This is a genomic window from Burkholderia paludis (assembly GCF_000732615.1).
Lineage (GTDB): Bacteria > Pseudomonadota > Gammaproteobacteria > Burkholderiales > Burkholderiaceae > Burkholderia > Burkholderia paludis.
On record NZ_JPGL01000042.1, the window covers coordinates 55,009 to 78,778 of the forward strand.

Annotated in this window: 19 protein-coding genes; 9 read left to right on the forward strand and 10 right to left on the reverse strand. The window is 68.6% G+C overall.

The window, feature by feature from the left end; translation table 11 throughout:
* Nucleotides 1-126 precede the first annotated feature (126 nt).
* The 6 genes from GQ56_RS0123890 (at nucleotide 127) to GQ56_RS0123915 (ending at nucleotide 8,127) form a co-directional block, all read left to right on the forward strand.
* Entirely contained in the window at nucleotides 127-1,038 is a 912-nt protein-coding gene (locus tag GQ56_RS0123890; protein ID WP_031401036.1) for a LysR family transcriptional regulator, read from the forward strand.
* A gap of 719 nt (nucleotides 1,039-1,757) precedes the next feature.
* Entirely contained in the window at nucleotides 1,758-2,963 is a 1,206-nt protein-coding gene (locus tag GQ56_RS0123895) for an MFS transporter (protein WP_031401037.1), read from the forward strand.
* Nucleotides 2,964-3,555: 592 nt separating this feature from the next.
* Nucleotides 3,556-4,041, forward strand: coding sequence for a Csu type fimbrial protein (locus tag GQ56_RS0123900; RefSeq protein ID WP_407638601.1), 486 nt, complete (start codon nucleotides 3,556-3,558; stop codon nucleotides 4,039-4,041).
* A 15-nt stretch (nucleotides 4,042-4,056) separates the two neighbouring features.
* The gene (locus tag GQ56_RS0123905) at nucleotides 4,057-4,776 is read left to right on the forward strand and encodes a fimbrial biogenesis chaperone (RefSeq protein WP_031401039.1); all 720 of its coding nucleotides are present in this window, start codon (nucleotides 4,057-4,059) and stop codon (nucleotides 4,774-4,776) included.
* 70 nt (nucleotides 4,777-4,846) lie between these two features.
* The gene (locus GQ56_RS0123910) at nucleotides 4,847-7,168 is read left to right on the forward strand and encodes a fimbria/pilus outer membrane usher protein (protein ID WP_235212746.1); all 2,322 of its coding nucleotides are present in this window, start codon (nucleotides 4,847-4,849) and stop codon (nucleotides 7,166-7,168) included.
* Entirely contained in the window at nucleotides 7,165-8,127 is a 963-nt protein-coding gene (locus GQ56_RS0123915; protein ID WP_031401041.1) for a Csu type fimbrial protein, read from the forward strand. The genes GQ56_RS0123910 and GQ56_RS0123915 overlap by 4 nt, the downstream gene beginning before the upstream one ends.
* A gap of 24 nt (nucleotides 8,128-8,151) precedes the next feature.
* On the opposite strand, the gene GQ56_RS0123920 is transcribed toward GQ56_RS0123915, so the two are convergent.
* The 4 genes from GQ56_RS0123920 to GQ56_RS0123935 form a co-directional block, all read right to left on the reverse strand.
* A complete protein-coding gene (locus tag GQ56_RS0123920) occupies nucleotides 8,152-8,454 on the reverse strand; it encodes a hypothetical protein (RefSeq protein WP_031401042.1) in 303 nt (100 codons plus the stop codon).
* A gap of 162 nt (nucleotides 8,455-8,616) precedes the next feature.
* Nucleotides 8,617-9,639 (reverse strand): histone deacetylase family protein, encoded by a 1,023-nt coding sequence (locus GQ56_RS0123925; RefSeq protein WP_031401043.1) that lies wholly within the window; start codon nucleotides 9,637-9,639, stop codon nucleotides 8,617-8,619.
* A gap of 33 nt (nucleotides 9,640-9,672) precedes the next feature.
* On the reverse strand, nucleotides 9,673-10,953 hold the full coding sequence (locus tag GQ56_RS0123930) for a Zn-dependent hydrolase (RefSeq protein ID WP_031401044.1): 1,281 nt from the start codon (nucleotides 10,951-10,953) through the stop codon (nucleotides 9,673-9,675).
* 31 nt (nucleotides 10,954-10,984) lie between these two features.
* Nucleotides 10,985-12,295 (reverse strand): MFS transporter, encoded by a 1,311-nt coding sequence (locus GQ56_RS0123935; RefSeq protein ID WP_031401045.1) that lies wholly within the window; start codon nucleotides 12,293-12,295, stop codon nucleotides 10,985-10,987.
* Nucleotides 12,296-12,485: 190 nt separating this feature from the next.
* Here GQ56_RS0123935 and GQ56_RS0123940 point away from each other — a divergent pair, with 190 nt between their 5' ends.
* Entirely contained in the window at nucleotides 12,486-13,442 is a 957-nt protein-coding gene (locus tag GQ56_RS0123940; protein ID WP_031401046.1) for a LysR family transcriptional regulator, read from the forward strand.
* A gap of 58 nt (nucleotides 13,443-13,500) precedes the next feature.
* On the opposite strand, the gene GQ56_RS0123945 is transcribed toward GQ56_RS0123940, so the two are convergent.
* The 5 genes from GQ56_RS0123945 to speB form a co-directional block, all read right to left on the reverse strand.
* The gene (locus tag GQ56_RS0123945; RefSeq protein WP_031401047.1) at nucleotides 13,501-14,571 is read right to left on the reverse strand and encodes a porin; all 1,071 of its coding nucleotides are present in this window, start codon (nucleotides 14,569-14,571) and stop codon (nucleotides 13,501-13,503) included.
* Nucleotides 14,572-14,732: 161 nt separating this feature from the next.
* The gene (locus GQ56_RS0123950; protein ID WP_031401048.1) at nucleotides 14,733-16,163 is read right to left on the reverse strand and encodes a purine-cytosine permease family protein; all 1,431 of its coding nucleotides are present in this window, start codon (nucleotides 16,161-16,163) and stop codon (nucleotides 14,733-14,735) included.
* A gap of 300 nt (nucleotides 16,164-16,463) precedes the next feature.
* Nucleotides 16,464-17,138: an SOS response-associated peptidase family protein gene (locus GQ56_RS0123955; RefSeq protein WP_031401049.1), complete on the reverse strand. Its 675-nt coding sequence runs from the start codon at nucleotides 17,136-17,138 to the stop codon at nucleotides 16,464-16,466.
* Between the two features lie 133 nt (nucleotides 17,139-17,271).
* Nucleotides 17,272-17,736, reverse strand: a complete 465-nt coding sequence (locus GQ56_RS0123960) for a GNAT family N-acetyltransferase (RefSeq protein ID WP_031401050.1) — start codon at nucleotides 17,734-17,736, stop codon at nucleotides 17,272-17,274.
* Entirely contained in the window at nucleotides 17,729-18,697 is a 969-nt protein-coding gene (gene speB / locus GQ56_RS0123965; RefSeq protein ID WP_031401051.1) for an agmatinase, read from the reverse strand. The genes GQ56_RS0123960 and speB overlap by 8 nt, the downstream gene beginning before the upstream one ends.
* Nucleotides 18,698-18,824: 127 nt before the next feature.
* Between speB and GQ56_RS0123970 the strand changes: the two genes are divergently transcribed.
* Nucleotides 18,825-19,742: a LysR family transcriptional regulator gene (locus tag GQ56_RS0123970; protein ID WP_031401052.1), complete on the forward strand. Its 918-nt coding sequence runs from the start codon at nucleotides 18,825-18,827 to the stop codon at nucleotides 19,740-19,742.
* A gap of 24 nt (nucleotides 19,743-19,766) precedes the next feature.
* Here GQ56_RS0123970 and GQ56_RS0123975 read toward each other — a convergent pair whose 3' ends face one another.
* Nucleotides 19,767-20,396: an NAD-dependent epimerase/dehydratase family protein gene (locus tag GQ56_RS0123975; protein WP_031401053.1), complete on the reverse strand. Its 630-nt coding sequence runs from the start codon at nucleotides 20,394-20,396 to the stop codon at nucleotides 19,767-19,769.
* Between the two features lie 454 nt (nucleotides 20,397-20,850).
* Between GQ56_RS0123975 and GQ56_RS43185 the strand changes: the two genes are divergently transcribed.
* Nucleotides 20,851-23,751, forward strand: a complete 2,901-nt coding sequence (locus tag GQ56_RS43185) for an ESPR-type extended signal peptide-containing protein (RefSeq protein WP_081894962.1) — start codon at nucleotides 20,851-20,853, stop codon at nucleotides 23,749-23,751.
* Nucleotides 23,752-23,770 lie beyond the last annotated feature (19 nt).

Here is a 23,770-nt window from a genome sequence, read left to right on the forward strand (position 1 = left end):
ACGCGGCTCGCTGCGCAAGCACGGCAACGAAGGCCATCGTACGGCACGCCAGCCATGCTTTCCAATACCATCGAATGATGTTTGTTATGCTTTCCAGGCATATCTTCGAACCGGAACGGACACTGCATGCGCCAGATCGAACTGCGTCACCTGCGTTACTTCGTGGCCGTCGCGCAAGCCGGCAGCGTGATGGCCGGCGCCCGCGCGGCCGGCATCGTCCAGCCTGCGCTGTCGCGGCAGATCCGCGAACTCGAGGACGCCATCGGCACCCCGCTGCTGGTCCGCCGTACGACGGGCGTCACGCTCACGGCAGCCGGCGCGAGCTTCCTGCAGGATGCAACCGGGCTGCTCGCGGCGCTGCAGGACAGCCGCGAGCGAGCGTTGCGCAGCGCGGCCGGCCAGCTCGGCGAGTTGCGGCTCGGCGCACTGCCGAACTGCCTGCCGCTGCCGATCGTCGCGAACGTCCTCAAGGCGTTTCGCGACGCGTGCCCGGACGTGAAGCTGTCGATCGTGCCGATGCTGTCGGCCGAACAGGCGAGCGCGCTGACACGCGGCCAGCTCGATGGCGGCATCATGGCGTGGCGTCGTGACGAGGCGCCGCACCTGTCGGGCGTGCGGCTGCTGAGCGACCGCTTCGTGCTCGCGATGCCCGCGCCGCCGGGCAAACGCTTCACCGCACCGCGCACGCTGGCCGACGTCGCGAACGAGCCGTTCGTCTGGTTCGACGCGCAGCGCTCCGCCGCGCACCACCGGTTCGTGATGGCGCAGTGCCAGCAGGCCGGCTTCACGCCGCGCATCGCACAGATCGGCAGCGATATCCCGACACTGATCGGCCTCGTCGCGGCCGGGATGGGCTGCGCATTCGTGCCGGAAAGCGCATCGCCGACCTGCCCGCGCACGGTTCGGCTCGTCGCGCTCGACGAACTCGCAAGCCGCTTCGACATCGAGTTCGTGTTCGACGCCGCCGCCGCGACACCGTCACCCGTCGTCGAACGGTTTCTCGCGGCCGTGCGCGATGCGGCCGGCGCGCCGGACTGACCGGGCGCCGGGCGGTCGCCCGCCGATCGCGCGGCACGCGTCGCGGGGCCAGCCGCCGCGAGCCGCCCGCCGCCCGCCATCGTTCCGGCTGCCGAAACGCGCTAAACAACGACACCTTTCTCACGCAAATTCTTTCAGAACGATCACGACGGGCGCCGCGCCGCCGGCATTTTTAAATTGGCACCAAAAACGGCCGTTTAACGCCGATTCGAATTGTCATGAACCGAAATATACTGCGCGCGCATCCAACCCTCGTGCCATAGAGAGGATGTGTTTCCGCCCCGGTCACGGTCCCCCTGTGGCCGGGGTTTTTTTGCCCCTGCGCCTTGCCGGCAAACGTTTTCAGCGATCGCGCGCCAGTCGTTCCGGACGACGGCCGTCGCCTGAGCGGCCCGCCCGCTTCGCGCGGCCACACGCCGCCGCGCGAGCGCCGTGCTCCCCACGACTCGCCGCCGGAAACGGCCGTCGCGCCGCCGCGAACCGCCAAAGTTCCGCGCTCCCCCGCCCCCAAAGCGCGCCGCCCGCATTACAACTCGCTTCCGGGAAATGCACGCTCGTTCCCCCGCGCGCCGACGAGCCCTGCGCGCGCCCGGCATTGTTGACATGGAATCAAGATAATTTCGTCCCGATACGACTTTTTCCACAAGAGTCATGCAGGCACACTGCACCCCATCGTCAAGGCCTCGTGCCATTGCCTGTCGCTTACCGGAGCCCATCGCGTGAACACCAAGACTTCTTCCCCCTCCCGCCCGGGCGGCAGCGCCGCGCTGCCGCTGCTGGCGCTCGCGGCCGGCGCGTTCGGCATCGGCACCACCGAATTCTCGCCGATGGGCCTGCTGCCGGTGATCGCCGACGGCGTGCACGTGTCGATTCCGCAGGCCGGCATGCTGATCAGCGCCTACGCGATCGGCGTGATGGCCGGCGCACCGCTGATGACGCTGCTGCTCGCGCGCTGGTCGCGCCGCTCGGCGCTGATCGCGCTGATGTCGATCTTCACGATCGGCAACCTGCTGTCGGCCGCCGCGCCGGGCTATACGACGCTGCTGCTGGCCCGCCTCGTGACCAGCCTCAACCACGGCGCGTTCTTCGGGCTCGGCTCGGTGGTCGCGGCCAGCCTCGTGCCGCGCGACAAGCAGGCCAGCGCGGTCGCGACGATGTTCATGGGCCTCACGATCGCGAACGTCGGCGGCGTACCGGCCGCGACCTGGCTCGGCCAGATCATCGGCTGGCGCATGTCGTTCGCGGCAACCGCGGGCCTCGGCCTGATCGCGATCGCCGGCCTGTTCGCCGCGCTGCCGAAGGGCGAGGCCGGCAAGATGCCCGACCTGCGCGCCGAACTCTCCGTGCTGACGCGCCCCGTCGTGCTCGGTGCGCTCGGAACGACGGTGCTCGGCGCCGGCGCGATGTTCACGCTGTACACGTATGTCGCCCCGACGCTCGAACACCTGACCGGCGCGACGCCCGGCTTCGTGACCGCGATGCTCGTGCTGATCGGCGTCGGCTTCTCGATCGGCAACATTGCGGGCGGCCGCCTGGCCGATCGCTCGCTCGACGGCACGCTGATCGGGTTCCTGCTGCTGCTGATCGCGACGATGGCGGCGTTCCCGCTGCTCGCCAGCACGCATGCCGGCGCTGCCGTCACGCTGCTCGTGTGGGGCGTCGCGACGTTCGCGGTCGTGCCGCCGCTGCAGATGCGCGTGATGCGGGCGGCCCACGAAGCGCCGGGCCTGGCATCGGCCGTCAATATCGGCGCATTCAACCTCGGCAACGCGCTCGGCGCGGCAGCCGGCGGCGCGGCGATCTCGGCCGGCTTCAGCTACGCGGCCGTGCCGCTCGTCGGCGGGCTGATCGCCGCGGCCGGGCTCGCGCTCGTCGTACTGCAGATCGCGCAGCAACGCCGCGCCCCGGCCGCCGCGAATTCCTGATCGCGACGCGCCCTGCATCGGCCTGAATGCCGATGCGGCGCCCCTTACGCCACATACGCCCACGGCCGCGCAAAGCGGCCGTCTGCATTTTCAGCCGCCGGGAGCGATTTCACGATTCGCCGATCGGCAAGCATCCTGAACAACCCCGAACCCCGCCGAACTCGCAATTCGATTCATTTAAAAATCAACGAAATCGATTCAATCTTTTTTAATGAATCATTTTCAAATCGCCGAATTCCACGTGATGCGTTAAATCCCTGTTCCACGCGAATCAATTCATCCCATCGTATCGATCCGGATATCGATCCACACCCCACGCGAACAACCAAATCCTTGCTGCATTGCAGGAAAATCTTTCAACCGACCTCCACGCGAAACCAAAAACGCAATACTTTCCAGCTTTATTCAATAAATCCTCGAACAACTTGTAACAAAATGCAACAGCGCAAAATTAACGATTGAAAGACTCGTCAATTCGTATCAGGATTTGCAATACCGTGGCATGCGAAGCGCGGCATAAATTCAATGAAAAACCGATCGATGAGGGATCAGTGTGAAAGTCGCCATCGCTTCCACGACATTGTTGCTCGCGCTGTCATTCGGCCTTCCGACTCCCGCCGCCGACGCGGCCACGTATTCGAACGGCACCGCGACCGCCACCTTCAACGTGACGCTGACACTGCAGCCGAACTGCATGATCGCCGCGAACCCGCTGGCCTTCGGCACGAACGGCGTGCTGGCCTCCGCGATCAACCAGCAAACGACCGTCAGCGTCACCTGCACCAACACGACGCCTTACAACGTCGGCCTCGACGCGGGCTCGGTCACGGGATCGAGCGTCACGAGCCGGCTGATGGCCGGCACGGCGACCGGCAACACGACGACGACCGTCGGCTTCCAGCTCTACCAGGACGCCGGGCACACGACGGTCTGGGGCAACACGCAAGGCACCAACACCGTGGCCGGCACCGGCACGGGCGCCGCGCAGACGCTGACCGTCTACGGCCAGGTGCCCGCGCAAACGACCCCGAAGCCGGACACCTATCAGACGACCGTCACCGCCACCGTCTACTTCTGACCGGCGCCGCGCCCCATGTCCGCATTACGCCGAACGCTCGCCGCGCTGCTGTGCGCGGCCGGCGCCGCGCACGCCGCGTCGCTGCAGATTTCCCCCGTCACGATCGAATTCGCCACCGACGACACGGCCACCGGCATCACGCTGCGCAATCCGGGCGAGCGCCCCGTGTACGGGCAGGTGCGCGTGTTCCGCTGGGACCAGGCCGACGGCCAGGACACGCTGACACCCACGCAGGATCTGGTGGCAAGCCCGCCGCTGATCGAGGTCGGCACCCAGTCGGAACAATTGATCCGCGTCGTGCGCGCGTCGCGCGCGTCGTCCGGCATCGAGCAGAGCTACCGTCTGCTGATCGACGAACTGCCCCGGTCCGGCGAGGCGCCGGCCAACGGCGTCTCGATCCGCCTGCGCTACTCGATTCCCGTGTTCGTCGAGCCGGCCGCCAACGGCGCGCCGCAACTCGACTGGGCGCTGCTGCGCCGCAACGGCGGCTGGGTGCTGCGGGTGCGCAACGGCGGCACGCGGCGCGCGCAACTGGCGTCGGTCGAGCTCGTGACCGCCGACGGCCATGCGTACCCGCTCACGCGCGGGCTGCTCGGCTACGCGCTCGCGGGCCGCACGGGCCAATGGAGCGTGCCGCTGCCGGCCGGCGTCGCGCTCGACGGCCGGGTCACGGTGCGGGCGGCCGTCAATTCGCAACCGGCCAGCGCGGTCGTCGCGGTGGAGCCGCCGGGCTAGACCGCCGGTGCGCCGCCCGGCTCCTGCCCCTTCGCCACGCACCGGCACGCTCCCGGCCAACGGACGCAGCATGCCGCGACGTTCGCCGCACGTCGCGGTCGCGGCCGTCGTCACGGCCGGCCTGCTCGCGTTCGGCCAGGCGCATGCCGACGACCACCCGGCGCTCGTGATGACCGACGGCACGCACGACGTGATTCTCGAAGTCAGCGTCAACGGCGAAAACACCGCGCTGCTCGCCCCCTTCCGCGAACGCGCCGGCCACCTGTCGGCGAGCGGCGCCGACCTCCGCACGATCGGCTTCGCGACCGACCGGCTCGGCATCGCCGACGCGACGACGATCGATCTCGACACGATTCCCGGCCTGCGCTACCGCTACGACGTCGCGCGCCAGAGCGTCGACCTGCAGATGCCCGACACGCTGCGCCGCCCGCACGCGATCGACAGCCGCGCATTGCCGCCCACGCAAGCCGCCACGGCATCGCGCGGGATCGCGATCAATTACGAGGCGTATGCGCAAACGCTCGGCAACCGGCAGTTCTCGTTCTACACCGACGTGCGCTACTTCGATCCGGACGGCGTGTTCGACACCACGGGTACCGCAAGCTTCTACAACGGCCAGCGGCACTACACGCGCTTCGATACCTCGTGGAGCCGCTCGGACCCGGCGCGACCGAGCACGATCCAGGTCGGCGACGCGATCTCCGGATCGCTCGCGTGGACGCGCTCGGTCCGCCTCGGCGGCTTCCAGTGGCGCAGCAACTTCGCGCTGCGACCCGATCTCGTCACGTTCCCGATCCCGTCGCTCGCGGGCTCCGCCGCCGTGCCGTCGGCGGTCGACCTGTACGTCAACAACGTGCGCCAGTACAGCGGCAACGTGCCGAGCGGCCCGTTCATCATCCGCGACGTGCCGGGCATCACGGGCGCGGGCCAGGCCACCGTCATTACGCACGACGCGCTCGGGCGCACCGTCGCGACCTCCGTGCCGCTCTACGTCGATACGCGCATGCTGTCCGCCGGGCTGTCGAGCTATTCGTTCGAAGCCGGCTTCCTGCGCCGCAACTACGGGCTGGCGTCGTTCGACTACGACACGCGGCCGGCCGTCAGCGGTTCGCTGCGGCGCGGGCTCGGCGACGCGCTGACCGTCGAAGGGCATGCGGAAGCCACCGGCGGCGTGGTCAATGCCGGCGTCGGCGCGCTGCTGCGCCTCGGCTACGCCGGCGTCGTGAACGGCGCGATCGCGGGCAGCGCCGGCCGCTATCCGGGCACGCAGGTCAGCGTCGGCTACCAGCTGATCGAGCCGCGTTTCTCGCTCAACGCGCAGACGATCCGCGCATTCGGCCGCTACGGCGATCTCGCGTCGGGCGAAGGCTCCACGGTGCCCGCGGCGACCGACCAGGCGACGCTCGCGCTGCCGTTCCTGGGCCGCCAGACGCTGTCGCTCAGCTATATCGGCTTCCGGTTGCCGCAAGGCCCGAGCGCGCGGATCGGCACGGTGTCGTACACGCTGAACCTGGGCGATCTCGCGTCGCTCAGCGTGACCGCCTACCGCGACTTCGCGCAACAGGGCGCGAACGGCGCGTTCGTGTCGCTGAACGTCGGGCTCGGCCACAACACGTCGATCAATGCGACCGCCGGGCGCCAGCGCGGCCAGTCGAACTACACCGTCGACGCGAGCCGCCCGCCCGACTACGACGGCGGCTGGGGCTGGGGCGTGCAGACCGGCGGCACCGGCGCCGTGCCGTACCGGCAGGCGCAGCTGCGCTATCTCGGCCGCGCGGGCGAAGTCATCGCCGTCGCGCAGAACATCGACCGGCAGAGCGGCGGGTCGCTCGACGTGAGCGGCGCGCTCGTGCTCATGGACCGCAGCCTGCAGGTGTCGCGCCGCATCGACGACGGCTTCGCGCTGGTCTCGACCGACGGCGTCGCGGGCATCCCGGTGCTGCACGAGAACCGCGTGATCGGCACGACCGATCGTGCGGGGCATCTGCTCGTGCCCGACCTGAACGCGTACCAGAACAACCAGGTCGCGATCGATGCGATGAAACTGCCCGCCGATGCGCGGATCGCCCGCACGTCGATGACGATCGTGCCGCAGGCGCAATCGGGCGTCGTCGCGCATTTCGGCGTGACGCGCTATCGCGCGGCGTCGGTCGTCCTGCACGACGCCGAGGGTCGTCCGCTGCCGGCCGGCGCGCACGTGCATCACGTCGAGAGCGGCATGGACACGATCGTCGGCTACGACGGGCTCACGTTCATCGACGAACTGAAGGACGACAACCATCTCGCGGTCGACGACGGCACGCAGCGCTGCGTCGCGGAATTCGCGTTCACGGCGCCCGGCAACGGCACGCTGCCGACCGTGGGGCCCCTGACCTGCCGGGCGGCGCCATGAGGCTCGCGCTGCTGCTCGTGATCGCGTTCGCCGCGTGGTGCGGCATGCCGCGCCACGCGCAGGCCGAGACCTGCACGGCCACGGCGTCGACGGTGAGCTTCGGCTCGGTCAGCCCGATCTCGAACGCGCCCGTCACCGCGACCGGCGCGGTCAGCGTCACCTGCACGTGGTCGGCCATCACGCTGACCCCGAACGTGCTCGTGTGCCTGAACCTCGGCGGCACGAGTCCGCGCAGCCTCGTGAACGGCGGCAACTCGATGCAGTACGACCTCTATCTCGACGGCGGACATACGATCGCGTGGGGCTCGGTGTCTGCCGGCACGACGCCGGCGTCCGTCACGCTCGTCAAACCCGCGCTAGGCACGAGTGCGACCTCGACGGTCACCGTGTACGGACAGATCGCCGGGAACCAGCCGACCGTCCCGACGACCGGCGACAGCACCACGACCTACTCGCAGCAGTTCGCGGGCACCGCGACATCGCTCAACGCCGGGTTCTACCTGCTCGGCGCGCCGACCTGCGCATCGCTGACGACATCAAGCGGCACCTTCCCGTTCGGCGCGACGGCGAACGTCGTCAACAACTGCAACATCAGCGCGACCGGCGTGAACTTCGGCACCGCAAGCGTGCTGTCGGGCACGCTCACGGCGACCGGTTCGATCACTGTGCAGTGCACCAACGGCGACGCGTGGCAGATCGCGTTGAACGGCGGCGGCAGCGGCAACGTCACGGCCCGCCAGATGCAGCGCAGCGGCGGTGGCGGGACGATCGGCTACGGGCTGTACACGAGCGCCTCGTACACGAACGCGTGGGGCGACGGCACCGGCGGCAGCTCGACGGTCACGGGCATCGGGACAGGCATGTCGCAGGTCGTGACCGTCTATGGCGCGGTGCCGCCGCAGACCTCGCCGGCGCCCGGCAACTACAGCGACACGATCACGGCGACGATCAGCTTCTAGCGGGTGCGGCGGCCGATCCTCGGCTCAGAACGTGACGGTCCAGGCCGCGGGCGCGCCGGCGCCGAGGCCGTGCGGCGACCGGGTCGCGCCCGGCGCCTGCGCGTGGCTGAGCAGGAACGGGGTGCCGTGCACGCAATTGACGCTCGGCGCATCGCCCTCCGCGCCGGCACGCAGGCCCGGGCCGGCAGTCGCGCCGATCGTGCAGATTTCCGGAATCGTGAGACTGACCCTGAGCGGGATCGACGGCTCGGTCGCGCCGGCACGCGGCCCGGCGCACAGCAACGCGAGGGCGAGCGCGCCGCTTCCGATCCGGCCGGTTGTCTTCATGGTTCAGCCCCCTCTTTTCCCGCTTGCCCGGGTTCTTCCAGCGTACGCCCGAATCAACGGCGCGCAAGCGAAAAACTTGAATGCGCCGGCGCGCGATCCGGCCCCGGCGTGCTGTCCAACGATGCGGCGCGCCGCACGCCGCGAACGTGCGGCCGGGACGCTTCAGCGCGCGCCGCCGAACCCGCCGAAGAACGCGCGCGCATTCGCATCGAGGCTTTCGAGGTGGTATCCACCCTCCTGCACGATCACCGTCGGCAAGCCGAGTGCGCCGATCGCCCCGCCGAGCCGCCCGAAGCCGTCGGTCGTGACGGCCACCTGCGACTGCGGATCGTCCTTGTAGATGTCGAAGCCGAGCGCGAGCACCAGCGCATCGGGTTCGAACCGTGCGAGCGCGCGCAGCGCATCGTCGAGCCGCTCGAAGAACGCCGACTCCGGCGAACCGTGCGGCATCGGCAGGTTGAGGTTGAAGCCGTTGCCGGCCCCCACGCCCGTCTCTTCCTCGTAGCCCGCGACGACCGGGTAGAAGTTGGTCGGGTCGCCGTGGATCGACACGTACAGCACGTCGTCGCGGCCGTAGAAGATCTCCTGCACGCCCTGCCCGTGATGCATGTCGGTGTCGAGGATCGCGACCCGGCGATGGCGGCCGAGCAGCGACTGCGCGGCGATCGCCGCGTTGTTCAGGTAGCAGAAGCCGCCCGCCGCGTCGCGGCGCGCGTGATGGCCGGGCGGCCGGCACAGCGCATACGCCTCGCGCGCGCCGCCGTTGACGTCGGACGCGGCCGCGAGTGCGCCCTGCGCGGACCAGTACGCGGCGCGCCACGTGTTCTCGCCGACCGGGCAGCTGCCGTCGGCGAGGTAGCGCGCGGCTTTCGCGAGCACGCCGCGCAGCGGGTTCGGCTCGCGCACGAACACGTTCGACATCACTTCGTCGCCCCAGTCGGCGGGCATCCGCTTCCAGTCGCGATGCGCCTCTTCCAGAAAGCGCAGGTAGTTCGTGTCGTGCACGGCCGCGATCGGCGCGGTGCCGCGGTCGGCCGGACCGCACACGTCGAAGTCGAGCGAGCGCACGGCCGCGACGAGCCGCGCCGCGCGTTCGGGCACTTCCTGCGGAGTGCGCATCTGCCCGCGCGACAGGTAGCTGCGCGGATGGTGCAGCAGTTGCTCGGGATGGAAATAGGTCTTCATCTGGGCTCCTCGTCGTTTCGTCGTGATGCCGCGTCACGCATCCTGCGCGGCGGGTGCTGCCGCGACGCCCGCCGCGACACTCGCGACACCTGCGCGCGCAAGCACCGCATGGAGCAGCACGTTGGCGCCGCGCGTCACGTCGTCGGGCAGCGCATCCTCGGCCTCGTTGTGCGACAGACCGTCGACGCACGGAATGAACACCATCGCGGTCGGGACGCGGCGCGCGAGCAGGATCGCGTCGTGGCCGGCGCCGCTGACGATCCGCTCGTTCGTGTAGCCGAACCGGGCCGCCGCCTGCGCGACCAGCCCGACGCAATCGTCATCGAACGGCGTGGCCGGGCTGCGCCAGCAGAGGTCGACCGCGACCTGCACGCCGCGCGCGGCAGCGATGCGCGCGCACGCATCGCGCAGGTCGCACTCCATCGCATCGACTCGCGCATCGTCGTGATGACGCAGATCGACCGTGAACGTCACGTCGCCGGCGATGGTGTTGCGCGACGCGTTGCGGATGCCGACCTGCCCGATCGTCGCAAGCCCGCGCGGCGCATAACCCACGACGATCCGTTCGAGTTCGGCCGCGATCTGCGCGCTCGCGAAATACGCGTCCTTGCGATACGGCATCGGCGTCGTACCCGCATGCGCGGCCATGCCCGCCACCGTCACATCGAGCCAGCGGATCGCCTGCCCGCCCGTGACGACGCCGATCGTCGTGCCGTTCGCCTCGAGCACGGGCCCCTGTTCGATATGCGCCTCGAAATACGCGTCGACCGCACCGCCCGTCGTACGCGTGCCGCGATAGCCGCATGCGTCGAGCGCGGCGCCGAGCGTAACGCCGTCGGCATCCTGCGCCGCGAGCGCCGCGTCGAGCGGCAACGCGCCCGTGAACACGGCGGACCCGAGCATCGCCGGCGCGAAGCGTGCGCCCTCCTCGTTGGTCCAGGACACGATCTCCAGCGGCTTGCCGGTGACGACGCCCGCATCGTTCAGCGTGCGCACGAGTTCGAGCGCGGCGAGCACGCCATACACGCCGTCGAAGCGGCCGCCTTCGGGCTGCGTGTCGAGATGGCTGCCGATCAGCACCGGCGCGGCTTGCGCATCGGCGCCGTCGCGCCGCGCGAACAGGTTGCCGATCGCATCGACGCTCACCGTCATCCCCACATCGCGGCACCACTGCGCGAACAGGTCGCGCCCGCGCCGGTCGTCGTCGTCGAGTGCGAGGCGCCGCACGCCGCCGCGCGGCGTCGCACCGACGCGCGCCATGTCCTCCAGGCTCCGCCACAAACGGGCGCCGTCGATTTCCAGCAGATCTTTCATGTGTACTCCGTATGGATTCGTTCGTCGGGGCTCAATGCGAACCGTACGCTTCGGCAGTAGCCGGCCGGGCCGCGCGGCGCGCATCGAGCGCGACGATGCAGAGCAGCGAGATGCCCGCGAGGCACGTGTAGAACACCGCGAGCGGCCACCACTGGCCTGCGAAGCGATGCGCGAGCCACGTGCCGACGAGCGGCGTCAGCCCGCCCGCGAGCGCGCCGCAGATCTGATACGCGAGCGAGATCGCCGAATAGCGCACGTGGGCGGGAAACACCTCGCTCACGAAGCCCGCGATCACCGAATAGAAGCCGGCCATGCAGACCACGGCGAGCGCGATGCCGGCAACCAGCGACGCGGATGTGCCGCCCTGCACGAGCATGAACATCGGATACGGCGACAGCATCGCGAGCAGCGCCGCGAGCTTCAGGAAGCGCGCGCCGCCGATCCGCTCGGCAATCCACGCCGCGACCGGCTGCGCGACGAACTGGATGATCGCGACCGCGAACAGGCTGTCGAGGATCAGCGAACGCGAGACGCCGACGTATTGCGTCGTGTACGCGATCATGAACGTGTTCGTGAAATAGACGCCGGCGATGCCGATCGTGTTCGCGCCGATGCAGAGCAGCACCAGCCCCGACGCAGAGCGGAACACTTCGGCGACGGGCAGCTTCACCGTGCGGTTGGTTTCCTTCACGCGCGCGAACTCCGGCGATTCGTTCACGCCGAGCCGGATCAGGATGCCGACCACGAGCAGCACCGAACTCGCGAGAAACGGCAGGCGCCAGCCCCATGCGAGGAAGTCGGCCTTGTCCATCGACGTCGCCGCGCGAAACGCGATCAGCGACAGGATCAAGCCGGCCGGGCTGCCGAGCTGCGCGAACGACGCGAAGAACGTGCGGCGGCCCTGCGGCGCATGCTCGCCGGCCATCAGCACCGCCCCGCCCCATTCGCCGCCGACCGCGATCCCCTGCACCACGCGCAGCGCGACGAGCAGCACCGGCGCGAGCATGCCGACCTTCGAATAGTCGGGCAGCAGGCCCACGCACACGGTCGCGACGCCCATCATCATCAACGTCGTCATCAGCGCCTTCTTGCGGCCGATGCGATCGCCGAGATGGCCGAAGATCAAGCCGCCGAGCGGCCGTGCGAAGAAGCCGACCGCGAACGTCGCGAACGACGCCATCGTGCTGACGAAGGGGTCGTGCGACGGGAAATAGAGTTCGCCGAACACGAGCGCGGCGGCGGTCGCGTAGATGTAGAAGTCGTACCACTCGATCATCGTGCCGATGAACGCGGCCGTCGCGGCGCGTCCCGGCTGGCGGGCGGAAGGAAGGGACTGGGTCATGCAGGCTCCTGACGCACGCCGCCCCGGGACGACGCGCAATATCGTGTGGCAGCCGTCTGGCGCGGCCTTGCGCCGCACGCTGCGGCACCCCTCCTTTATCGGCCGCCGCAAATCATTAGTCAAATTTCAAGTTATTATTCTCCATATAAGTTTGGCTAATACAAACCCCGACGCCCTGTCCGGAGACCCGATGCGCCCCGACCTCGCCCCGTTCCTGAACGACCGTCTCGACTGGAACCTGCTGCGCACCTACCTGGTGATCGTCCAGGAGCGCAGCGTGAGCCGCGCGGCCGCGCGCCTGCACGTGACGCAGCCGGCCGTGAGCCAGGCGCTGCGGCGGCTCGAGGACACGCTCGAACGCAAGCTGATCGAGCGGCGCGGCACGCACTTCGCGCCGACTCCGGCCGGCGAAGCCGTGTACCGGATCGCGAGCGACATCTACGGCGGCATCTCGCGTCTCGAAACGGAAATCGACGACAGCACCGCCGACCTGACCGGTTCGATCCGGCTGCTGACGGTGAGCCGCATCGAGTCGCCCGTGTACGACGAATTCCTCGCGGAGTTCCATCGCGCGTATCCGCGCATCGACCTGCAGATCGAGGTGATGCGCTCGTCGGACATTCTTTCCTCGCTGCTGCAGAAAACGGCCACGGCCGGGCTCGGCCTGTGCCGCACGCCGCACGACAAGCTGGAGATGCGCTGCTTCCTGCGCCAGCGCTATGCGATCTACTGCGGCCGCCATCACCGGCTGTTCGGGCAGACGCAACTGCGGATGGACGATCTGCTCGCGGAGAATTTCGTGTCGTTCACGAGCGACCAGATCGGCGACAGCCTGTCGCCGCTCGCCGTGTTCCGCGACCAGAAGGGGTTCACCGGGCGCATCGTCGCGTCGTCGCCGAGCCTGGAGGAAGTGCGGCGGCTGATTTTCGCCGGCTATGGCATCGGCTGCCTGCCCGAGCACATCGTCCGCGACGACATCGCGCAGCAGCGGCTGTGGCGGCTGCCGCCCGACGACGGGCTCGTCGATGTCGACGTGTTCCTGCTGTGGCATCGCGACCGGAAGATGAATGCCGCCGAGCAGGCGTTTCTCGATGCGATGGAGCGCTGCATGCAACGCCACTCGCTCGCGGAGCGGCTGGGGAAATGACGGCGCGCCCGCGTGCCGGACAAGCGCCGGGCGCGGGCGGCCCGGTGCGATGCCGCCGTCAGAAGCGATGCACGATGCCGAGCTGCACGCCGCGCGCGTTCGCGCCCGGATACGCGAGCGGCAACCCGGGGTTCGCCGCGCCGGCGAGCGTGTAGCCGGCCTGGTTGCGGTTGCGCAGGTACGACAGCGCGGCGTAGAAGTTCGTGCGCTTCGACAGGTCGTACTCGTACATCAGCCCGAGCTGGTCCGCATTGTTGCCCTGCGACGACTGGTCGTGCAGATACGCGTAACCGAGCGCGAGCGCGTTCGCCGGGTTGAACTGGTATTTGACCGACAGCCCGTACACGCGCGAGTCGATGCCGATGTCGGCCCACTTCACCGCGGAGAAGCCGCCGTACACGGTGGCCTTGCCGATTGCGTACGATGCGCCGGCCATGATCGTGCGATCGGTCGTGGTTGCGGTCGCGTTCTTCAGCCACTGGCCCGCGACGAACGCCGCGAACGGGCCGTGCTCGTAGGTCAGGTCGAGCTGCTGGCTCGCGCCTGCCGAGCGCACGCCGCCCGCGTCGCCGAACCCGAAGTACAGCCCGCCCTGGAAGCCCGCGATTTCCGGGCTCTGGTAGGACAGCGTATTGCTCGTGCGGAACGCAAACACGGTGAGGTTGTCCATGCCGGACGCCTGCGTGACGCCGCCGAACGCGTCCTGCCCGCCCTGGTCGTTGAACAGCGGCGAATTCTGCCGGCCCGCGCGCACCTTGCCCCACGGGCCCGAGATACCGACCCACGCCTGCCGGTTGAACAGGCTGCCCGAACTGGCGAGCGAGCCGTCGTTCGGGTTGAAGCCGTTTTCCAGCGCGAACTCGATTCGCTGGCCGCCGCCGATATCCTCGCCGCCTTTCACTCCGAACCGGCTGCCCCACTGGCCGCCCGAATTGAGCGCCGCCGTATAGCCGTTGCCGGTATTCACGTACTGCGCGAATTCGTCGATCACGCCGTACAGCGTGACGCCGTCCTGCGCAAGCGCCGCGCCCGAACCGGCGAGACACGCGGCCGCGACCGCAAGGCGAAGACCGGCATGCATCCGCCGTGCCCGTGAACGACGGGCGCGAGTATCCATTTGATTAGTCATACTATTTAATAGTCGGAGAAGGAAACGACGCCGGGGGTGGCGGACGCGCCGCACCGGCATCGCGGGAAAGGGAATGTGAGACGGAGCGCGGCGCAGGCGGCGCCCGGCCCGACGCGACGCTCAGGCCGGCAACCGGCCGGCCCGATGTGCGAGACGCTTGGTCAGTGGTGGGCTTCGCCGCGTTCGAGCGGCAGGATCAGGCGTTCGGGGATGCTGCGGCGCGACGCGCGCGCACCGACGTAGTACAGCACGGCCGGCACGGTCAGCCCGAGGATCCACGAGATGTCGGTACCGCCAAGGGCGTCGACGAGCGGGCCCGTATAGACATGCGTCGACATGAACGGCAGCTGCACGAGGATGCCGACCACGTAGATCGCGATCGCCATCACGTTCCAGCGGCCGTAGCGGCCGTTCGGATCGGACAGCGCCGGCACGTCGTAGCGCGAGCGCGTGAAGCAGTAGTAGTCGATCAGGTTGATCGCGCTCCACGGCGTGAAGAACGCGAGCAGGAACAGGATGAACGCGGTGAACTCCTTCAGGAACGAATGGCGCCCCGCGAGCGCGATCAGCGTCGACACGCAGATCATCCCGAAGATGTACACCAGCCGGCTGCGCGACGACACGGCGTGCTTGCCGCGAAAACCGCTGACGATCGTCGCCATCGACATGAAGCTGCCGTACGCGTTGAGCGCCGTCACCGTCACCTTGCCGAACGCGATGCTGAAGTACAGCAGCGCGGCCACGGCGCCCGTCGAGCCGAGGCCGACGATGTACGCGACTTCGTGGTGCGCGAACTGGCCGCCGGCCAGCGCGGCCGCGAACACGCCGAACACCATCGCGGCCTGCGCGCCGATCACCGAGCCCAGGCCGACCGCGAGGAACGTCGCGACCGACGAAGTGGAGCGCGGCAGGTAGCGCGAGTAATCGGCGACGTACGGGCCGAACGCGATCTGCCACGACGCGGACAGCGACATCGACAGCAGGAAGCTCGCGAGCGTGAAGTGCCGGTTCGCGAGCAGCGCGCCGATGTCGTGGTTCGCGAACAGCTGCGTGAACATGTAGACGAACGCGGCGATGCCCACCACGCTCGCGATCCGGCCGACGGCATGGATCGCGCGATAGCCGCACACGGTCAGCACGACGATCACGGCCGCGAACAGCAGGATGCCGGCCGCGTCGTCGACGTGCAGCAACTGCGCGACGGCCTGCCCCGCCAGCACCGAGCCGCTTGCGGAAAAGCCGACGTACATCAGGCACACGAGCACGATCGGGATCATCGCGCCGTACACGCCGAACTGCACGCGGCTCGAGATCATCTGCGGCAGGCCGAGCTGCGGCCCCTGCGCGCCGTGCAACGCCATGACCGCGCCGCCGACGAACTGGCCGAGCAGCAGCGCGACCAGCGACCAGAACACGTCGCCGCCGAGCACCACGGCGAGCGCGCCCGTGACGATGGCCGTGATCTGCATGTTGGCCGACAGCCACAGGGTGAACTGGCTCAGCAAGCCGCCGTGGCGCTCGGCGTCGGGAATGAAGTCGATCGAACGTACCTCGATCAGGCCGCCGGCTTTTCCGCTGGGATTCGTTGACACGGGACAATCTCCAAAATACTCAGGACCACATATGGTTTGAACGGAACGGGAAACTGCGAGCCGCCCTTTCGGCTCTGCGGATGCGGGGCGCCGTGGATCGCCGGCATGCGCCACGCACGCACGGTCAGCACGCTGGCGCGCAAGCGGCACGACGTGTGCCGACATTGCCAGCGGATCATCTTGTATATACAACTTGCGAGGTATCGGTGATTACCCGAAATCGATCGCATTTCGAAATTGTATGAATAATAGGCGCGACGCGAGCGGTCTGCCGGCCGTTCGCGGGGGGATGGTGCAGGCTCAGGCGCCGGCCGCCGGCGCCGGATCGGGCGCGGCCGCCATGTCGCCGGCGGGGAGCAGCTCGAGCAGGCGTCGCGCTGCCTCGACGTCGCGTGCATGCAGCCATTCGTCGTAGTCGTCGCGGCGCAGGATCACGACGCCCCGCTTCTCGTCGCCGGGCCGATGCATGCGCGCGAACACCGGATGATCGTCGGCGTTCATCGTGAGCATCGCCATGCCGATGCACGATCGCGCGCCGCCGTCGTAGCGCCGCCAGATGCCGGCGACGCAGCACGGCTGCCAGCCGTCGACGCCGATCCGGTGCCACACGTTGCGGCCGCTCTCGTAGCAGGGTTCGAAGATCCAGCGCACCGGAATCAGGCAGCGCTGGCCGTTGCGCCACGCGTTGCCGTAGAGCCGCGACGAGCCGACCGTTTCCGCCCGTGCGTTCACCGTATCGAGCTTCCTGCCTTTCCGGCCTCGCTCGTCGACCCGCTCGGGCTGCATGAATTTCGGCCAGAAGCCGAACACGGCGGCGGCGACCTCGAGGCCGTCGCCGGCGGCGCGCACGAGCGGCGCCGGATAGTCGGGATACACGTCGGGCTGCCACGGGTCGCGACGGTACAGATCGCCGATGCCGATCTTCAGTTCGCTGATGCCCGGGTCTTCATCGGGGGCGCGGTAATGGGTGCACACGGCTGGGCGGACGATGGGGGCGATATCTTCATCGTAGGTCGGCGCAGGCGCCGCGGCCGCGCTATCGCCTCGCCGGGTATGACGAAACGGTTTTACGCATCGACGATGCGCCGCGCGCCTCCGGCGCGTGCCGTCATGCTTGCCGCCCGATCCGCAGCGTCAGGATTTCGTCGCCCGCGCCATCGAGCGTTCCTGTCGGCGTCCAGCCCAGATGGCGGTAGAAGCCGTACGAGCGCGACGCGGGATCGGTCGAGCACCCCAGAAACAGCGACGTGAAACCGTTCGCGGCGAACGCGTCGACCACCTGCCGCAGCAGCCGCCTGCCGATCCCCGCGCCCTCGTATTCGGGCAGGATCGCAAGCACGACGATCTCGCCCGAACCGGTGTCGCCGAAGCAGTAGCCAACCATGCGCCCGTTCGCGCAGCAGACCTGGCCCGAGAACAGGCCGCTGCGGATGCCGTCGCCCCAGCTTTCCACGGTGATGCCGAGGTCGCGCAACTGCGCGTCGGTGAATGCGTTCTCGCGCGTCTTGCCGCGCAGTTCGATGCACGCGGCCGCATCGTCGGGAACGGCCTTGCGCCAGGTGAGTTCAGTCATCGTTCGATGCTTCCAGGTTCCGCCGCCGGCGCGATGCATACAGGCAGATCAGCTCCAGCGCGATCGTCGCGCCGGCCAGCGACGTGATTTCCGCATGATCATACGGCGGCGACACTTCGACGACGTCCATGCCGACCAGGTTGATGCCTTCCAGGTGACGCAGGATCTCGAACGCCTGATGGCTCGACAGCCCGCCCGAGACCGGCGTACCCGTGCCCGGTGCGAACGCCGGATCGAGACAGTCGATGTCGAACGTCAGGTACACGGGGCGATCGCCGACCCGTTCGCGAATGCGCGCGGCGATCGCAGCGGGCGTCGACGCATGCACGTGGCGCGCATCCTGGATGTCGAAGCCCATCGGCTCGTCGTTGGTCGTCCGGATGCCGACCTGGGCCGACCGCCCGGGCACGACCCACCCTTCCCGCGCCGCGTGATAGAACATCGTCCCGTGATCGATGCGCTTGACGTCGCGGTCGGGCCAGGTGTCGGTGTGCGCATCGAAATGCACGAGCGACAGCGGCCCGTGCACCTTCGCATGCGCCTTCAGCAGCGGATACGTGATGAAGTGATCGCCGCCGAGCGTCAGCATCGCGCAGCCCCGCGCGAGAATCCCGTCGGCATGCCGCTCGATCGCGCCCGGCACCGATTCGGGCTGCCCGAGATCGAACGCGCAATCGCCATAGTCGACCGCGGCCAGCACGTCGAACGGATCGAACGACCACGGCCACGGGCGTTCCCACGCGATGCCCGTCGACGCGATCCGCAACCCGCGCGGGCCGAAGCGCGTTCCGGGCCGGTGCGATGCGGCGGAATCGAACGGCACGCCGGTGATCGCGAGGTCGACGCCGTCGAGGTCGCGGCTGAAACGCCGGCGCATGAAGCTCGTCGCGCCCGCGAAAGTCGGTTCGGCCTGCGTGCCGTAAAGGCTGTCGCGCGTGAATGCAAAATCGTTCTGGCTCATCGTCGGATGCCTGCCTGGAGGGGGACGGCCGCGCGGCTGGCGACCTCGGGCCCGATTCTGCCGTCACGGCATCCGACGAAAAATATGAACTAACATAAGCCGACTTCACGAAACGCGATGTATCGCCATGCTGACCCGATTGAGAGACATGGATTTGCAGCTGCTGCGGCTCTTTCTGACGATCGTCGAAAGCGGCGGTTTCAGCGCCGCGCAGGGCACGCTCGGGATGGCGCCGTCGACGATCAGCACGCAGATGGCCAAGCTCGAGACGCGCCTCGGGTTCCGGCTGTGCGATCGCGGCAAGAGCGGCTTCCGGCTGACGCCGAAGGGCGAACGCGTGCTGCAGTCGACGCGGCGGCTCCTGCACGCAATGGACGTGTTCACGCGCGATACGCAGCATGTGTCGGGCACGGTGCTCGGCGAGCTGCGCATCGGGCTGTCCGAGCGGCTGGCACCGGACATCGTCGAATCGATCGCGGCAGGCGTCGGCCGCTTCCGCGAGCGGGCGCCGGCCGTGCTGATCGAGATGGTCGCGGTGCCGCCCGACGAGCTGGAGCGCAGGCTGCTGAAAAACGAACTGCAGCTCGCGATCGGCTACTTTTCCGGCCACCAGGCCGGCCTGCACTACGCGCCGCTGTTCGTCGAGCACCAGTCGCTGCACTGCGGCGCCCGGCATCCGCTGTTTGCGAAAAGGACCGTGTCGGTCAACGACATCGCACGCACAAGCAACGTCGCGCGGCTCTACAAGACGAACACGTCGGGTGCGGCGCTGCGCAACGCGCAGCCGACCGCGTTCTCCGAAAACGTCGACGCCGACGTGATCTTCATCCTGTCCGGCGCGCACGTCGGTTTCCTGCCCGACCATGTCGCGGCGCCGTGGGTCGCCGCAGGGAAGATGCGCCGGCTGCTCTCGAACAAGCTGAGCCATACGGTCGAATTCCAGCTCGCGACACCGCGGAACTGCGACGGCAGCGAAGCGCTGGAGGCGTTCACGGCCGCGCTCGCCGAACAGTTCGGCGGACTCGACGGCTTCGCGGGCCCATGACCGACGCGTGCCGCCCGTTGCGGGTCAGACGAGCCGGTCCGACGCGATGACCTGCACGCCCGGCCGCGCGTCGATCGCCGCGTCGAGCAGCGCGCGGGCGATCCGCCGTGCGGGATTCACGCGCCACTTCGCCGGCAACACGGGTCGGGCCACGTTCAGCGCGAACACCAGGAACCGCTCGCCGAGCCGGAATTCGTCTCGGCTGCCGCCAATCAGCCCCGGCCGCACAAGCGTGAGCGACGCGAACCCGACGCCCGCCAGCGCCTGCTCGACCTCGCCCTTCACGCGGTTGTAGAAGATGCGCGACGCGGGATCCGCGCCGAGGGCGGAATTCAGGACGTAGACCTGCGTGCCGTACCGGTGCGCGAGCCGCGCGACCGCGAGCGGATAGTCGTGGTCGACGCGCTGGAATGCCGCCTTCGAGCCGGCGGCCCGCATCGTGGTGCCGAGCGTGCAGATCACGGCATCGGCCTGCCACCAGTCGGCCGCGTCGGGCAGATGATCGAAATCGACCTCCAGCGCGCGCATCTTCGGATGCGGCGACAACGGCCGGCGCGCGAGAACGATCACCTGATCGACCCGCGCATCGGCAAGCGCGACTTCGAGGACGTGACGGCCGACGAGTCCGGTCGCGCCGACGAGCAGCAATTTCATGTCCGGTTCTTCCGTGTGGAGCCGGCGTCGACGGGTCGGGAACGGCCCGCTTTCCGGCTTCCGACATGATCGTCGGCCGGCCCCGCGCCGACAACCGCCTTACGTCTCGAAAAATTACAGCGCACCCCACTCCTTATCTCGAATTTGCTGCGGCACACCGACGGCCGCGTCGCCTCATGCTTCAATCCGTCGCACATTTCCGCGAATTTTCGCAATTTTCATCGCACCCCATCACACTAAACGTCGATTTCTTCGATGTTTGTGCGACAAACAATGTCAAACATCGAAAGAAAACGCATTCATTTTTCGTTGTTTTACATTACAAATATATTTCATTCTGTAAGATTCACTTCATTCGTTATCTCTTAATTCACCCAGGAACGCCCATCCCGTTGTCTTAATTCCTCAAGTCATCGTATCGCGGTGCGGCGTCCTCTTTTTTCCGAGACAGACTATGAACCGCACTTTCCGTACGATCTGGAACGACGCACTGGGCGCCTGGGTCGCCGCCTCCGAAACCACCCGCGCCAACGGCAGGAAAGCCTCGAAGAGCGTCCCGGCCGGCGCGCGTGTCGCCGCCGCCCTCTCCGTGATCGCGGCCGCCGTCGCACCGCTCGACGCCGCAGCCCAATCGGCGCAGCCCGCCACGACCTCGTACTACAGCGTGAACGACGGCGGCACCGCCGGCGGCAATGTCGACAACGACGGTGCAACCGGCCTGAACGCGCTGGCGGCAGGCGTCAACGCGGCGGCAGCGGGCGTTGCAGACATCGCGATCGGTTCGGGCGCAACCAGCAGCAGCGGCTCGACCGGCGCCGGCAACATCGCGATCGGCCAGGACGCACAGGCCCTGACGCCCGGCGGCGGCTACGGCGTGACCGCGATCGGCGCGGGCGCGAAGGCCGGCACCGGCGGCTATACAGGCGCAACCGCCGTCGGCTACAACAGCGCGGCCACCGAGAACAGCACGGCGATCGGCGCCAACGCATCGTCCAGCCAGACCGGCACGGCCGTCGGCCGCAACGCGCAGGCGTCCGGGCGCGGTGCGCTGGGCGCCGGTTCGGCCGCAACGGCGAGCGCAACGAGCGCGATCGCGCTCGGCGATCGGGCGACCGGCTCGGCCGCCAGCAGCGTATCGGTCGGCACGCAGGCCACCGCCAGCGCGCAGGCCGCGACCGCGATCGGCCCGCGCGCCGTCGCATCCGGCGCCGGCGCCGTCGCACTCGGCGCGAGCGCAACGGCGGCCCACGCGAACTCGGTCGCGCTCGGCGCCGGCGCGGTGACCGATGCCGCCACCGGCACGAGCGGCGCGACGATCAACGGCAACACCTACGGCTTCAACGGCGCCGCCCCGGTCGGGACGGTCAGCGTGGGCAGCCGGAACCGCGAACGCACGATCACCCACGTCGCGGCCGGCCGGCTCGACCAGGACAGCACCGACGCCGTCAACGGCTCGCAGTTGAACGCGACCAACGACGCCCTGACGGTGGTGGGCAGCAGCCTCACGAGCCTGTCGACGTCGACGTCCAGCGGACTGTCGAGCGCGAACAGCTCGCTCGTGTCGCTCTCCACGACCACCGCCGAGCGCATCGACACGGTCGACCTCAACATGGCGTCGCTGTCGACCGGGCTCAGCACGACCGGCGACACCGTCGCCTCGCTGTCGACGTCGACCGCCGCCGGGCTGTCGACGACGCGCAACGCACTGGTTTCGCTGTCCACCTCGGCGTCGACCGGCATCGACACGCTCGGCACGAACCTGACGTCGCTGTCGACCGCCACGTCGTCCACCGTCGGCGCCTTGTCCACGACGATCAGTACTACGAATGACAATCTGGTGTCGCTGTCGACCTCGACGTCGAGCGGATTCGCGTCGTTGTCGACCGGCCTGAGCACGACCGGCGACGCCGTCACGTCGCTGTCGACGTCCACGTCGACCGGCCTGTCGACGACGAACAGCACGCTCGCTTCGCTGTCGACGTCCGCGTCGACGGGCCTTGGCTCGCTGTCGACCGGCCTCCGCGCGACGGACAGCACGATGGCGTCGCTGTCGACGAGCATCGGCGCGGTCACCGTCAACACGACGAACCTCGGCAACAGCACGGCCGACGCGCTCGGCGGCGGGGCGGCGTACGATCCGGCCACCGGCAAGATCACCGCGCCGTCGTACGTGACGTACAACAACGACGGCACGACGACGGTCAACACCAGCGTGGGCGACGCCCTCGACAACCTCAACGCGAAGGGCGCGAAGTACTTCCACGCGAACTCGACCGAAGCCGACAGCCAGGCCACCGGCGCGAACAGCGTCGCGATCGGCCCGAACGCGATCGCCCACCTCGACAACTCGGTGGCGATCGGCCATCGCTCGATCACGGGCGCGGCCGTCGGCGTATCGTCGTCGAGCATCGGCGACCTGCAATTCGGCGGCTATGCGGGCGCCAACCCGTTCGGCGTGTTCAGCGTCGGCGCACCGGGCCAGGAGCGCCAGATCCAGAACGTCGCGGCCGGCCGCGTGAGCGCCGACAGCACCGATGCGATCAACGGCAGCCAGCTGCATGCGACCAACCTCAACGTCGCGTCGCTGTCCACCGGGCTCAGCTCGACGAACAGCAATCTCGCGTCGCTGTCCACCGCCACGTCGACCAGCATCGGCTCGCTGTCGACCGGCCTGTCGTCGACCAACGAAGCGCTGGGCTCGCTGTCCACGTCCACGTCGACGAGCGTGACGTCGCTGTCAACCGGCCTCTCCACGACCAACGACCGCGTGTCGTCGCTGTCGACCAGCGTGAACAGCATCAACACGCAGATCAACAACCTGTCGACGTCGGCATCGCGCAACACGGGCATCACGGCCGACATGAACGGCTCGGGCACCGATGCGCCGACCGTCGCGGCCGGCTCCGGCTCGGTCGCGATCGGCGCGAACTCGAACGACGGCGGCCGCTCGAACGTGGTCTCGGTCGGCAACGCGGAGCAGCAGCGCCAGATCGTCAACGTCGCGCCGGGCACGCAGGGCACCGACGCGGTCAACCTGAACCAGCTCACGATGGCGAGCGAATCGGCGAACCGCTATACCGACCAGCGGGTCGGCGCGATCCAGCAAGGCGTGAACGATCTCGCGCGCAACGCGTATTCGGGCATCGCGATCGCCGGCGCGCTGGCGGGCATGCCGCAGGTCGATCCGGGCAAGGTGATCTCGGTCGGCGCCGGCTTCGGCAACTACGGCGGCTATACGGCGATCGCGGTCGGCGGCAGCGCGCGGATCGCGCAGAACACCGTGATCAAGCTGGGCGTCGGCACGGTGAACGGCTCGCGCATGATGGTCAACGGCGGCATCGGGCACTCCTGGTAATGCCGCGCGGGCCGGCGCA